Annotated in this window: 9 protein-coding genes; all 9 read left to right on the top strand. The window is 45.1% G+C overall.

Annotated features, from left to right (window positions below; translation table 11 throughout):
• Positions 1 to 31: 31 nt before the first annotated feature.
• The 9 genes from ampE to ACRRSY_RS18635 all read left to right on the top strand — a co-directional run bounded on the left by ampE (position 32) and on the right by ACRRSY_RS18635 (position 14,866).
• Positions 32 to 886 carry a regulatory signaling modulator protein AmpE gene (gene ampE, locus ACRRSY_RS18675; protein ID WP_432463793.1) on the top strand — a complete coding sequence of 285 codons (855 nt, stop codon included), beginning with the start codon at positions 32 to 34 and terminating at the stop codon, positions 884 to 886.
• Between the two features lie 523 nt (positions 887 to 1,409).
• Entirely contained in the window at positions 1,410 to 2,174 is a 765-nt protein-coding gene (gene pdhR / locus ACRRSY_RS18670; protein ID WP_432456063.1) for a pyruvate dehydrogenase complex transcriptional repressor PdhR, read from the top strand.
• Positions 2,175 to 2,222: 48 nt separating this feature from the next.
• Complete coding sequence (aceE, locus tag ACRRSY_RS18665) at positions 2,223 to 4,880, top strand: pyruvate dehydrogenase (acetyl-transferring), homodimeric type (RefSeq protein ID WP_432456064.1); 2,658 nt, start codon at positions 2,223 to 2,225, stop codon at positions 4,878 to 4,880.
• A gap of 12 nt (positions 4,881 to 4,892) precedes the next feature.
• Complete coding sequence (aceF, locus tag ACRRSY_RS18660) at positions 4,893 to 6,761, top strand: pyruvate dehydrogenase complex dihydrolipoyllysine-residue acetyltransferase (protein ID WP_432463792.1); 1,869 nt, start codon at positions 4,893 to 4,895, stop codon at positions 6,759 to 6,761.
• A gap of 132 nt (positions 6,762 to 6,893) precedes the next feature.
• A complete protein-coding gene (gene lpdA / locus ACRRSY_RS18655; RefSeq protein ID WP_432456066.1) occupies positions 6,894 to 8,324 on the top strand; it encodes a dihydrolipoyl dehydrogenase in 1,431 nt (476 codons plus the stop codon).
• A 75-nt stretch (positions 8,325 to 8,399) separates the two neighbouring features.
• A complete protein-coding gene (locus ACRRSY_RS18650) occupies positions 8,400 to 10,619 on the top strand; it encodes a patatin-like phospholipase family protein (protein WP_432463791.1) in 2,220 nt (739 codons plus the stop codon).
• Positions 10,620 to 10,851: 232 nt separating this feature from the next.
• Entirely contained in the window at positions 10,852 to 13,449 is a 2,598-nt protein-coding gene (acnB, locus tag ACRRSY_RS18645) for a bifunctional aconitate hydratase 2/2-methylisocitrate dehydratase (RefSeq protein ID WP_432456068.1), read from the top strand.
• A gap of 240 nt (positions 13,450 to 13,689) precedes the next feature.
• Positions 13,690 to 14,508, top strand: coding sequence for a winged helix-turn-helix domain-containing protein (locus ACRRSY_RS18640; RefSeq protein ID WP_432456069.1), 819 nt, complete (start codon positions 13,690 to 13,692; stop codon positions 14,506 to 14,508).
• Between the two features lie 10 nt (positions 14,509 to 14,518).
• On the top strand, positions 14,519 to 14,866 hold the full coding sequence (locus ACRRSY_RS18635; protein ID WP_432456070.1) for a YacL family protein: 348 nt from the start codon (positions 14,519 to 14,521) through the stop codon (positions 14,864 to 14,866).
• The last annotated feature ends 252 nt before the right edge of the window (positions 14,867 to 15,118 follow it).

The raw sequence follows: 15,118 nt of genomic DNA, 5'->3' as shown, positions 1-15,118 counted from the left end.
TGGCAGACATTTATGGAGAGCAATCAATCAGATGTCATTAATATCACTATTATTAGCATTAAGTTTAGAGCGGGCCAGACGGATTGGTGCTAATTGGTGGTGGCAGCATGTCTTCCATTGGTGGTTGCAGCGCTTCGATAGTAAGACTGCATTTTGGCAAATTATGATGACGGTGATCTTCCCTACCGGATTGCTTGCGGGTTTGCAGTTTGGCTTAAGCGGTTGGTTATTTGGTATTCCTAGTTTGTTGTTGTGGATCTTTGTGCCGCTATTTACGCTAGGTTGTCCGCCTTTACAACAGGCTTACCGGGACTATTTACGTTTGGCTGCCGCTGGTAAGCAACAGGCTTGTCTCGAATTTAATCAATTATTGCTCAATCAAATGCATCCCATGCATCAAGTAGAGGAGAATGAGCCCTTGGCGGTCTCCACCGGAACGCAACTGATGTGGTTAAATTATCGTTATTATTTTGCAGTGATATTTTTCTATGTACTGGCGGGGCCCGCAGGCGCGGTATTTTATGGCTGTTGTCGTAGCTTATATTTGCATAAGAGCACTGAAGTTCAGGCTTTGTCTCCTGCGGTGAATGTGTTTATGCATTATATTGATTGGTTGCCAAGTCGCTTGGCGAGTCTGTGTTATTTAACGGTCGGTCATACCCATCCCGCGCTGCCGATTTGGTTGCGCTCATTAACCGATCGCCACCACAGTAATGGTTACTGGTTAAGCAAGGTTGCGGTTGCCGCTGAGCTTTCCAATAGCGATTTAGTGAGCGACATGTTATGCGTGACAACCACCAGTCGTTTTGTGAGTCTGGCTAAACATGGCATCTTATTGGCGATTGCGGTGATTGCCGCACTCACCATTGGTGGATGGTTGATTTAGGATTCTAGCCTGCAAGCCGTAGATTTTGTTTATCGATTGGGGGCGCAGATCAGCGCATTGATTTGCCTCAGGCGAAGCGCTCGTTGTTGATTAGCTTTTATTGTGAACAAGTCAAATCGAATTAAACAGATTAAGCAGCAGTGAAGTCGATGGCGTTCATCCCAAGGGATTCATTTGATCCGGTTATTTGCAGCACTCGCTGTGCTTAAATAAATCACAAATATACACGACCAGCTCTTGTTGAAGTACTCCGAGGTTTTGATTGGCTGCTGGTGGCGCATAACGCGACGACATATTTATTTCACATTATCCCCCTATCTTTGGTTTTGTTGTTACATCGTAGTGATCTACATCACAAAAAAAGGTCTGACCAAGTATATTTGTACGACAAATGCATTTACAATGAATTGGCTTTGTTGTGGGGCTGTTTGATGTAGATCAATTTTTCTAGACAAGGTGTTTCCTATTTGTTAATTTGCTTCGGGTAAATTGGTAATACCAATCATTAACTAGATGGAAATAGATGAGCTACCAACGAATTAAGCCGCTAAAACTTGCTGAAGTGATTGCAAAGCAACTGGAGCGAATGATCTTAGAAGGTAGTTTACCACCAGGAGAACGCTTACCTGCGGAGCGAGAGCTGGCGAAACAGTTTGACGTGTCTCGGCCATCTCTGCGTGAGGCGATTCAGCAGTTAGAAGCAAAAGGTTTAGTGGTTCGTAAACAAGGCGGCGGGACCTATGTACAACAAAAGTTGCGCGAAGCCTTAACCGACCCTTTATTTGAGTTGTTGGCGAGTCATGATGAAAGCCAACTTGATTTACTAGAGTTTCGTCACGCCGTTGAAGGCATTTCAGCTTACTACGCTGCGTTACGCGGCACTGAAGCCGATTTGGAAAAAATCCAAGTTTGTCATGAGAAAATTGAACTTGCCCAACAAGATGGAAATACGGCCAATGAAGCAAAAGCAGTCTTAAGTTTTTATGAAGCGATTACCGAAGCTTCACATAACTTAGTGTTGTTTCATTTAATTCGAGGTTTAAGCCCACTGTTGGAAAAAAACATCATGGACAATTTTCAGGTTTTGTATCGGCGTCCAAATGTTGCGGAGAAAATCCGTTACCACCGCGGCTTGATGCTACAAGCTATACTCGATAGCAAACCTGATGATGCCCGTGAAGCCTCACATAAACATTTGGCGTTTATTGAAGAAACGCTATTGGAAATCGAGCGAGAAGAGAGCCGAGTTGAGCGCTCTAATCGTCGTTTAAAACAATTGAAAGTTTAGCCCAAGCTTCGGTTTGGATAATCATAAATTACTGATAAGGAAACAGCCATGTCAGAGGTACTGAAGCATGATATCGACTCAGTCGAAACTGCTGAGTGGATAGATGCCATAGAATCTGTGATCAAAGAAGAAGGCGTAGAGCGTGCCCAGTTTTTGTTAGAGCAGGTTATCGCTAACGCTAAGATTGATGGTTTATCTGCCGCTGGCGGGGCCATTACCACGGATTACATCAACACTATTGCGGTTGGTGAACAGCCTGAATACCCTGGTGACAGCGTGATTGAACGTCGGATTCGTTCTATCATTCGTTGGAATGCGATTATGATCGTATTGCGTGCTTCTAAAAAAGACTTAGACCTTGGTGGCCATATGGCTTCTTATCAGTCTTCAGCGGCCTTTTATGAAGTTTGTTTTAACCACTTCTTCCGTGCGCGTAATGAGCAAGACGGTGGTGATTTAGTTTATTATCAAGGGCATATTTCTCCAGGGATTTACGCTCGAGCCTTTGTTGAGGGGCGTTTAACTGCCGAACAGCTTGATAACTTCCGCCAGGAAGTGGGTGGTAATGGCCTGAGCTCTTATCCGCATCCCAAGTTAATGCCAGAGTTTTGGCAGTTCCCAACAGTATCGATGGGTCTGGGTCCTATTTCTGCGATTTATCAAGCTCGTTTCTTAAAATATCTGACAGGACGTGGTCTTAAAGATTGTACCCAACAACGGGTATACGCCTTCTTGGGTGATGGCGAGATGGATGAGCCAGAATCACGCGGCGCGATTTCTTTTGCTGCACGCGAGAAGTTAGACAACTTATGTTTCTTGATTAACTGTAACTTGCAGCGCCTTGATGGTCCGGTTATGGGGAACGGTAAAATCATTCAAGAGCTTGAAGGCCTATTCAGAGGCGCTGGCTGGAATGTGATTAAGGTTGTTTGGGGGAGCGAATGGGATAGCCTACTGGCTAAAGATAGCTCCGGTAAATTATTGCAATTAATGAACGAAACCATTGATGGTGATTACCAAACCTTTAAGGCTAAATATGGTGCCTATGTGCGTGAGCACTTCTTTGGCAAGTACAGCGAAACCGCTGAGCTAGTTAAAGACATGTCTGACGATGAGATTTTTGCCCTGCGTCGTGGCGGACATGATCCAGTTAAGCTTTACGCCGCCTTTGATAAAGCACGTAATACTTCAGGTGTTCCAACGGTTATTCTAGCTAAAACCGTGAAAGGTTATGGCATGGGCGAAGCCGCACAAGGTAAGAATATTGCGCACGGCGTGAAGAAAATGGATATGAACTATGTTCAGCAGTTCCGCGATCGTCTCGGTGTTGATGTGAGCAATGATGATTTACCTAGCTTGCCTTACATTGAGTTAAAGCCCGGCACTCCAGAGCACGATTATTTGCATGCTCGCCGTAGCGAATTGAAAGGCTACACGCCAACTCGTTTAACTAAGTTTAGCCAAGCTTTAGATATTCCCGAGTTGAGTGAGTTTGATGCCTTATTAGGTGAACAAAAACGCGAAATCTCAACTACGATGGCTTACGTTCGAGCCTTGAATGTGATGTTGAAGAACAAAGGTATTGGCAAAAATATCGTACCAATTATTGCCGATGAAGCGCGTACTTTTGGGATGGAAGGTTTGTTCCGCCAAGTGGGTATCTATAATCCAGGTGGTCAGGTTTATACCCCGCAAGATAGAGAGCAGGTGTCTTACTATAAAGAAGATACCAGCGGTCAGGTTTTGCAAGAAGGGATTAACGAACTGGGGGCGATGAGTTCTTGGGTTGCAGCTGCAACCTCATACAGCACTAACGATGTACCCATGATCCCGTTCTACATTTACTACTCTATGTTTGGTTTCCAACGTGTCGGTGATATGTGTTGGATGGCAGGAGACCAACAAGCGCGTGGTTTCTTATTGGGTGCCACGGCAGGTCGAACCACCTTGAACGGTGAAGGCTTACAACATGAAGATGGTCACAGCTTAATATTAGCGAACACCATTCCAAACTGTCTTTCTTACGACCCAAGTTTTGCTTTTGAAGTCGCGGTTGTATTACAAGACGGTTTACGTCGGATGTACGGTGAGCAAGAGAATGTTTATTACTACTTGACCTTAATGAATGAGAATTACCATCAACCTGCGATGCCAGAAGGTGCAGAAGAAGGTATTCGTAAAGGTATCTACAAGTTTGAAAGTAATCAGGGTAGTAAAGCCAGTGTTCAATTACTGGGTTCAGGTACCATCATGCAGCAAGTATTAAAAGCGGCTAAGGTATTAAGCGAAGAATACGATATTGCGTCTGATGTATTTAGTGTGACTTCGTTCAACGAGTTAACTCGTGAAGGACAAGCGATTGAGCGTTCCAATATGCTGCACCCTGAAGCTGCTGAGCAAGTTCCATTTATCACCGAAACTTTAAGTGATTTGCCAACAATTGCAGCTACCGATTACATGAAGCAATACGCTGAGCAAGTTCGAGCCTATGTGCCGGGTAGCTATAAAGTCTTGGGAACTGACGGTTTTGGCCGCAGTGATAGCCGTGAAAACTTGCGTCGTCACTTTGAAGTGAATGCCGATTATATTGTGGTTGCCTCGCTAGCTGAACTAGCCAAAGCAGGTACTGTTGATAAGAAGTTAGTCGTTGAAGCAATTGAAAAATATGGCATCGATGCTGACAAAGTTAACCCTCTCTACGCGTAAGGGCGAAGTGATATGAGTATTGAAATTTTTGTACCTGATATTGGTGCCGATGAAGTCGAAGTGACCGAAGTTCTTGTCCAAGTAGGCGACAGTGTAGAGTTAGAGCAATCGCTTATTTCGGTTGAAGGCGACAAAGCTGCGATGGAAGTTCCGGCATCGCAGGCTGGTGTGGTGAAAGAAATTAAAGTTGCGGTGGGTGACAGTGTTGCCACCAACAGCTTGATTATGATTTTTGAAGCGGCAGGTAGTACCGCTGCGGAGGCCTCAACTGAGGCGGCTGCTCCAGTTGCAGCCGAGCCTGCAGCCAGTGCGGTTGAGCCTGTTCATGTTCCCGATATCGGCGATGATGAAGTAGAAATTACTGAAATCGCAGTGAAAGTGGGTGATGTGGTTGAAGCGGAACAGACCCTGATTTCTGTTGAAGGTGATAAAGCCGCGATGGAAGTTCCTGCGCCTATCGCCGGAACCGTGAAGTCGATTAGTGTTGCAGTTGGCGATAAGGTGACCACCGGTTCGTTGATTATGGAATTTGAAGTGGCGGGTAGTGTACCTGCTGCTAGCGCTCCTGTTGCAGCTTCTGCGCCAGCAGCCCCTGCCGCGAAACAAGAACAACAAGTCGTTATTCCAGATATTGGTGATGATGAAGTTGAAGTGACTGAAGTTGCGGTCGCGGTCGGTGACAGCATTGAACTGGAGCAAACTTTAATTTCGGTTGAAGGCGACAAAGCGGCGATGGAAGTTCCGGCACCGTTTGCTGGCGTTGTGACTGCACTTAAGGTTGCTGTTGGCGATAAAGTGAAAACGGGTTCGTTGATCATGCTGTTTGAAGTAGAAGCGGCCGCTGCTGAGGCTCCAGCTCCAACAGTCGCCCCAGCAGCAGTGCCTGCAGCGGCGAAACCAAGCCCAGCACCAGTGGCGGCTTCAGCATCGGCGCAGGCCAGCGAATTTGTCGAAAATAACGCTTACTTCCATGCCTCTCCGGTGATCCGCCGTTTAGCTCGTGAGTTTGGCGTTGATCTCGCTAAGATTAAAGGCTCGGGCCGTAAAGGCCGCATCGTTAAAGAAGACGTACAAGCTTATGTCAAGCAAGCCGTTAAACTATTAGAGTCGGGCGCCAAGGCTGGCGGCGGTTCTGGTATGGACGTCATGGCGTGGCCAAGTGTAGATTATTCGAAGTTTGGTGAAGTGGAAGAAGTGCCACTTTCCCGAATTCAGAAAATATCGGGCCCTGCACTGCACCGTAACTGGGTTAAAATTCCACACGTTACTCAGTTTGATGAAGCTGATATCAGCGAAATGGAAGCTTTCCGTAAAGAGCAAAATGTGATTGCTGAGAAGCAACAAATGGGGTTCAAAATTACCCCGTTGGTGTTCATGTTAAAAGCTGCTGCGAAAACTTTGGAAAGCTTACCCAAGTTTAACTCGGCTTTATCGGATGATGGCAATAGCCTAATTATGAAGAAGTACATTCATATTGGTATTGCGGTAGATACGCCAAACGGTTTAGTGGTACCGGTTGTTCGTGATGTCAATAAGAAAGGTATTTATCAACTCTCTGAAGAGCTGGTTGAGATTTCTAAGAAGGCACGAGCGGGTAAGTTGACGGCTTCAGATATGCAAGGCGGCTGTTTTACTATTTCTAGCCTAGGCGGAATTGGCGGAACGCAATTTACACCTATTGTGAATGCGCCAGAAGTGGCAATATTAGGGGTATCGCGTAGCGAGATGAAGCCAAAGTGGAATGGCAAAGACTTTGTGCCTAAGTTGATGTTGCCATTGGCATTATCTTACGACCACCGAGTGATTGATGGCGCTGATGGTGCTCGTTTCATCTCTACGCTGAGTGGTTTATTGGGCGATATTCGCCGATTAGTACTTTAGTAAGCAGGGCTGGGTGTTTTGCATCCAGCTCTTCTTTTTTATCGTGATTAACCGTAAACTCAGTTGAGCTGTATGTACGAATACAAATACCCTACAGCGGCTTAACAACATAACAATACCAAGAGGTCATCGATGAGTAAGGAAATTAAGACCCAGGTGGTAGTACTAGGAGCAGGCCCTGCAGGTTACTCTGCCGCCTTCCGTGCTGCTGATTTAGGTTTGGAAACTGTAATTGTAGAACGTTACGCAACCCTTGGCGGAGTCTGTTTAAACGTAGGCTGTATTCCATCAAAAGCATTATTGCATGTTGCTAAAGTGATTGAAGAAGCAAAATCGCTGGCCGAACATGGCATCGTTTTTGGTGAGCCTCAGACTGACATTAATAAAATCCGTACCTGGAAAGAGAAAGTGATTAGCCAGTTGACGACTGGCCTTTCTGGTATGGCTAAAATGCGTAAGGTTCAAGTTGTACAAGGATTGGGTAAATTTACTGGCGCAAACTCTTTAGAAGTTGAAGGTGAAGAGGGTGTCACTACCATTAACTTTGACAATGCGATTATTGCCGCAGGCTCGCGTCCTGTGAAGTTGCCATTTATCCCGCATAACGATCCGCGCGTATGGGACTCAACTGATGCTTTAGAGCTGAAAGAAGTTCCGGGTAAGTTGCTAGTGCTCGGTGGTGGTATTATTGGTCTAGAAATGGGCACAGTATATGGAGCCTTAGGCAGTGCAATTGATGTTGTAGAATTTGCTGACCAACTAGTTCCAGCTGCCGATAAAGATGTAGTGCGGGCATACACCAAGAAGGTGAAAAGCAAGTTCAACATTATGCTAGAAACGAAAGTGATAGCCGTCGAATCGAAGACCGATGGTCTATATGTGACTTACGAAGGTAAGCAAGCGCCACATGAGCCGGTGCGTTACGACGCTGTATTAGTTGCAGTAGGTCGGGTTCCAAATGGTCTTGGCTTAGATGCGGAAAAAGCCGGTATCGAAGTGACGGAACGGGGCTTTATCGAAGTGGATAAACAGCTGCGTACTAACGTACCACATATTCATGCGATTGGTGACATTGTGGGTCAACCGATGTTGGCGCATAAAGGGGTGCACGAAGGCCACGTGGCTGCGGAAGTGATTTCTGGTAAGAAACATTTCTTCGATCCTAAAGTTATTCCTTCGATTGCTTACACCGAGCCAGAGATGGCATGGGTTGGTTTAACCGAGAAAGAAGCCAAGGCGCAAGGTATTAACTACGAAGCCTCGGTGTTCCCATGGGCCGCTTCTGGTCGTGCGATTGCTTCTGATTGTCCCGATGGGATGACCAAAATGATTTTTGATAAAGAATCAGGTCGAGTGATTGGTGGTGCCGTTGTGGGGACTAACGGTGGTGAATTACTCGGTGAAATTGGTTTAGCAATCGAAATGGGTTGTGATGCCGAAGATATTGCCTTGACCATTCATGCTCACCCAACTTTACATGAGTCGGTTGGCTTGGCTGCTGAAGTATTTGAGGGAAGTATTACCGACTTACCAAATGCTAAAGCCAAGAAAAAGAAAAAATAGACCGAAAACCTCTAAATATATAGTTTAATAAAGGCAGCCTCGGCTGCCTTTATTGTTTTTATTTTCAAGGAATGAATGATGCGGACGCTATGCAATAGCTTGGTTTTTCTGGTTTTGGTGAGTGTCTCGTCCAGCCTTATGGCTCGACCCAAAATCGGTTTAGCCTTAAGTGGAGGAGGTGCAAAAGGTGCCGCTCATCTTGGTGTGATTCAGTTACTTGAAGAATATCATGTGCCCATCGACTATGTCGCAGGCACCAGTATGGGGGCGTATTTTGGAGCGATGCTAGCAATGGGCTACAGCGCTCAAGAAATTGAGCAGCGCACTTTTGCGCTGAATTGGGCTCGTGGTTTTGTGGATGATGTGACGCGCAGTGAACTGTCGTTACGCAGCAAGAAACAGCAAGATAATTATCAGATCCCACTTCCGATAGGATTGAATAAGCAAGGTTTGCAGATGCCTAAGGGGGCAGTGCAGGGGCAAACCATGGCTGAATTATTAAGAGATGCAAGTGGTAATTTGGAGGCGCTGAGCAGTTTCGATCAATTAGCGATTCCCTATCGCGCGGTTGCTACCGACATGGCGACGATGCAGCCTTATATCTTAGGTCGCGGCGATTTGGCGGTGGCAATGCAGGCTAGTATGTCGGTACCAGGGGCGCTTCGTCCTGTAGAGCTGGATGGTAAGTTATTATCTGATGGTGGGGTTGTAAATAACCTGCCAGTCGATGTGCTGCAGCAGATGGGCGCAGATATTATTATCGCGGTAGACATTGGTGACCACCTTAAACCACAAAGTGAATTGTCTACCGCGATGGCGATGGTCGACCAGCTATCGACCTTCTTGACTCGTTCCGGCACCGAGCGGCAAATAGCATTGCTTGGTCCTGATGATCTGTTAATCAGTCCAGACATGAGTGGCATCGATACCGCTGACTTTGGCTTGATGCCGCTAGCGGTCGAACGCGGTAAGCAGACCGCGCGTGATCACATCGAACAATTAGCTAAACGTTTAAACTTATCTGCACCAGCTGAAGACTATGCTAAGTATCAACAACAGGTGGCTCAGCGACGGGCACAATTGAAGCTGCATGAGCGCTTCCTCGTCAGTCGGGTTGAGTTAAATAATCATTCAGCTTTAAGTGACCAAGTGATATTAACCCGTTTGCAGCTGCAAACCGGGGAGTTGTTATCGAAGGCCGAATTGGAACAGCGGATCCGGCAACTATATGCTTTGGGTACCTTTGAACGGGTTGATTACCGGATCAGTAGCGACCATGGCGATAATGTCATCTACCTCGACACCCAAGAAAAAAGTTGGGGACCTGGCTATTTCGATATGAAGTTTGCTTTACAAGAGAACTTTGTCGATCGAACCGAGGTTAATTTGGGCTTGGGGTTTAGCTTAAGCAACTTAAATGATTTAGGGGCCGAATGGCGAAGCGAAATCGAGATGGGCGAGATAAAACGAGTCTTTACTGAGTTTTACACGCCAATGAGTGATAATTTGCGTTATTCTTGGGCTCTTTCAGCTGAATATGAAAAACGCAGTCGCCGACTATATGACGAGATAGAAGGTAGTGAGTATATTGATGCAGACTTTAGCGACACCAATTTAGCTAGCGAGCTGGCGTGGAATCGAAGACCTTGGCAGGAATGGGTGATGGGGGTCGCGGTTACACGAGGGGAGGTTAAAGCTGCAAGTGTGAATGCAGCGGCCAATTATTGGTTGTACGGGCCTTACTTCAGCTTTAGTTTCGATACCTTAAATAGTTGGGCCTTTCCTACGGACGGTAAATTATTTGAGGCCAGCTTGTATATTGATCACGAAAATATTGATGACTACTCCAGTGCTTTTGCGCCTAGCTTTGAGGCGCGCTGGAAATTGCCCTTTGGTCAAGATCAACATCATTTTAATTGGTTTGGTGAATACGGTAGTACCGGTAGTGACTTTATTATTCCAACTGACGCCCAAGATTTAGGCGGCTTCTTACGTTTATCGGGTTTTCAATATGAACGCTTATCTGGACGTTATAAGGCCTTGAGTGGTTTGATGTACTTTTATCAGTTGCACGATTATCAATCCCCGATATTGCAGGCACCGATGTTTGTTGGTGGTTCTTTGGAAAATGGTGGTGTTTGGAACGAGTCCGCAGATATCTCTCTGGGGAGTTCAATTTGGGCCGGTAGTGTTTTTGTCGCCTTAGATACCAGCTTATTGGGCCCTGTGGTCTTGTCCTATGGGCATAATCGGCAACAGCAATCCTTATATATATTTATTGGCAATGACTTCTAAAAATCCACTAAATGTGAACAAATTGTAACTTTTAGCTCTGTGGCTAAAGTATAATATTAATCTTAATCTATTGTTATATAAGAGTTAAATGATTTTACTGGCGTTTTAGCTATGAGCGTTATATTTTAATTTATGGTTAAAAAGGCTATAATGTTAGCCTGTTCGCCAGCCATATCTATGGCATATGAATACGGATATCCCTTAGGGGCATTATTACAATAAGGAGTGAGTCGTGCTAAAAAGCTACCGTAAACACGTCGAAGAGCGTGCTATTGAAGGTATAGTACCTAACCCCCTCAATGCTGAACAAACTGCCGGATTGGTCGAGTTATTAAAAGCTCCCCCTGCTGGCGAAGAAGCATTCTTACTAGATTTATTAGCCAATAGAATTCCACCAGGTGTTGATGAAGCCGCTTACGTTAAAGCAGGCTTTCTTGCTGCTGTAGCTGCCGGGGAAGTTAGCTCACCTATTGTTTCTCCGAGTTACGCTACCGAGTTATTAGGCACTATGCAAGGTGGCTATAATATCCAACCTTTAATTAGTTTGCTCGAGAACAAGCAACTCGCTCCGATTGCGACTAAAGCATTATCACATACCTTATTAATGTTTGATGCCTTTCATGATGTGGAAGAAAAAGCCAAAGCGGGGAATTCTTTTGCCCAGCAGGTGATGCAAAGTTGGGCCGATGCCGATTGGTTCCTGAGTCGTCCTCAAGTCGCCGAAAAGTCTACGTTAACGGTATTTAAAGTGACTGGCGAAACCAATACCGATGACTTATCTCCAGCCCCCGATGCGTGGTCGCGCCCTGATATTCCCTTACATGCGCTGGCGATGCTGAAAAATGCTCGTGATGGTATTGAGCCCGATGATGCAGGTAATATCGGTCCGATGAAACAAATTGAAGCACTTAAACAGAAGGGCCATCCTTTAGTTTATGTGGGTGATGTTGTGGGAACCGGATCTTCACGTAAATCGGCAACTAACTCAGTATTGTGGTTAATGGGGGATGATATTCCTTATGTTCCTAATAAACGAGCGGGTGGTTTTTGTTTAGGTGGAAAAATTGCACCAATCTTCTTTAACACCATGGAAGATGCTGGAGCCTTACCCATTGAGCTTGATGTTGAAGCGCTGAATATGGGGGATGTGATCGACATTTACCCATTCACTGGAGAAGTAAAAAAAGCTGGAACCGATCAGCTGATTACGACTTTTGAACTGAAAACCGACATATTACTCGATGAAGTTCGCGCTGGTGGTCGGATCCCACTGATTATTGGTCGTGGCCTAACGGATCGTGCGCGTATAGCAATGGGTTTGGCGCCTTCAGAGGTATTTAAGCGTCCGCAAGATGTTGTCGCTTCTAGCAAAGGTTTCACCTTAGCGCAGAAAATGGTCGGTAAAGCCTGTGGTGTTGACGGTATTCGTCCCGGTCAATATTGTGAACCTAAAATGACGACTGTTGGGTCACAGGATACCACTGGGCCAATGACCCGCGATGAGTTAAAAGATTTGGCTTGTTTGGGCTTCTCTGCAGACCTCACTATGCAGTCTTTTTGTCATACTGCTGCCTATCCAAAACCAGTTGATGTGACCACTCACCATACTCTTCCCGATTTCATTATGAATCGTGGTGGCGTGTCGTTACGCCCAGGGGATGGGGTGATCCACTCTTGGCTAAATCGGATGCTGTTGCCTGATACCGTGGGAACTGGTGGGGATTCGCATACTCGTTTTCCTATTGGTATCTCATTCCCTGCGGGTTCTGGTTTAGTTGCGTTTGCGGCCGCGACTGGCGTGATGCCCTTAGATATGCCTGAATCTATTTTGGTTCGTTTTAAGGGAGAAATGAAACCGGGGATCACTTTACGAGACTTGGTACACTCGATCCCTTATGCGGCAATTAAGTCTGGTTTGTTAACGGTTGAGAAGCAAGGTAAGAAAAATGCTTTCTCGGGTCGTATTTTAGAGATTGAAGGTTTAGAGAACTTAAAAGTTGAACAAGCCTTTGAGCTATCTGACGCTTCAGCAGAGCGCAGTGCTGCGGGCTGTACCATTAAATTGGCGAAAGAGCCGATTATAGAGTACTTAAACTCGAACATTGTGATGCTGAAATGGATGATATCCGAGGGTTATGGTGATCGTCGGACCATTGAGCGACGTGTGACTGCGATGCAAGAGTGGATCGCTAATCCAGAGTTGATGGAAGCAGATAAAGACGCTGAATATGCTGAAGTGATTGAAATCGATTTAGCCGACATCTCTGAGCCAGTACTGTGTGCGCCTAATGATCCGGATGATGCGCGTTTGTTATCAGACGTTGCAGGGCAAAAAATCGATGAAGTTTTCCTCGGTTCGTGTATGACTAACATTGGTCATTTCCGTGCCGCAGGTAAGTTGCTCGATAAGCATAAAGGTGCGCTGCCAACTCGGATGTGGGTTGCGCCACCGACAAGGATGGATCAAAAACAGCTTACTGAGGAAGGTTACTATGGTATTTATGGTCGTGTAGGCGCACGTACCGAAATACCGGGTTGTTCTTTGTGTATGGGGAATCAGGCTCGTGTTGCCGATAATTCTACGGTAGTTTCAACCTCTACTCGTAACTTTCCAAATCGTCTTGGCACCGGGGCCAATGTATACTTGGCATCGGCCGAGTTGGCTGCGGTTGCAGCTATTTTAGGGAAGTTGCCTACACCAGAAGAGTATTTAACTTACGCGAAGCAGATCGATGCAACGGCTGCTGACACTTATCGTTATTTAAACTTTGATCAAATAGGGGACTACACCAAGGTGGCGGATGAGGTGATTATTCAAACCGCAGTGTAAATTAAATGCCGTTGTTCACTAAAACGCAGCTTAAGGCTGCGTTTTTTTTTCTTAATTTATAAAAAAATCATTAGATTTACTGTCGAAATAGTATATTTTTGTAAAACATTTAATGATAAATCATAAAATTTTCATAATAAACGATATTATACACTACCGATGTTGGATAACTTTAGCATTTACTGGTATAAAGGGTGAGCTAGACTTGACTAGCTCATTTGCTTGCTTTTGGGAAACAATATGTCCTTTAATGATGTTGTTATAGTCGGTCCTTTGACCGTAGATATGAGTCAAAATAGTATTGCGTTTAAGGATAAAAGTGCCTACTTGGGACCATTAAGAACCCACCTGTTGGGATATTTGTGTAAACACGTGAATCAAGTTGTAGGAAGAGATGACTTGTCTGACGCCGTATGGGGGCGCAGCGTTTCCGACCATACGATTAATCAGCACATATCCCAGTTACGTAAGGTGATTACCACTTTAAATAATACTGATTTAACTATCGCAACGATTCCAAAGAAGGGCTACATTGCGCGTTGTGAAACGCTTGCTAAACAAGCCAGCAGTAAACCTGAGTTGGTGGTGACTCAGCCGAAGGCTTTATTGCTTAGTGATCTGAAAACTTGCCAATTGGTTCGAACGATGAAAAGTGAAGGCGAGCTGAAAGGCCTCGATACGTTTTCCGACATTGCTCGCTTACCAGAACATTTAATGGTTAATGAATACCAAGTCATTATTGTTGATATGGATCTACCGCAAGGTGCTGGGCCTCAGTTGATTAAAACTACCCGTACTGGCCAAAGCTTGCTTAGTTCTGATATTGCAATATTAGCTGTATCCTCTGAAGCTAATAATCAACTACTTGGATTTAATGTATTAATGGACGTACAAGGCTTAGTATTAAAGCCATTCAATGGTGCGTTACTTGAAAAACAGATTAAATCAGCTATGTTGACTCGTTTTAAACTGAAGCCAAATGCTGCTTATGAGTTAGTGCCTACTTTGCTTCATAGTCGTGTCGAGGTAAGCTTACAGACACCCTGTATATGTAATTAGATTAAAACTTATGGAATTGACAATACGCCGTTCTTTAGACGGCGTTTTTTTTATTGATTGTGGAGACGAACAACGCTGCTTTTCGATGTGGTTGGAGCGTGAGCTTAATCATGATCAGCATTTTGTTCAGCATTTGCTTGAACAGCTTGAATCATTAAAGGCCTTAGATGAACTGCGTATCGATAGTGCTGAGTTTCGGTTTGTAGCAAACCTTGATGAAGTCGTGATTTCGATATCGACCGATGGCATCAGCGAGTCATCGCAAGCTTTCGAGCATGAATTGAACCTTGATACCGCGCAGAGTGCCTGTGGATATGAAGATTTCATTGCCTTGTTACAGGCCATCATTCGCTATTAAAGGGCGTTATCTGGCAACTATTTTATGACTGGTATCCAGAAGATGGTTTGCCTAATGAGGTGTTTGAGGGCTTGTCTTAAGGTTCAGAGCCCTCAACTAACTATATCTGCGATTGAACATCAATAAAGCTAATTTTTATTGTGATAGTTTTTCAACTTGGATGCTTGAGTCGTTCAAGCCACCCCCCCGTTTGCTTTCTCGTGCTAAATTGTTCCTGCGACGGTTCAGTTTTCTCCTGGGTTTATGCTAGAA

This window comes from Agarivorans sp. QJM3NY_33, from assembly GCF_050870865.2.
In the GTDB taxonomy this organism is placed as follows: domain Bacteria; phylum Pseudomonadota; class Gammaproteobacteria; order Enterobacterales; family Celerinatantimonadaceae; genus Agarivorans.
The sequence above is the reverse complement of the archived record's forward strand: the minus strand, read 5'-3'. Positions and strand labels throughout refer to the sequence as shown.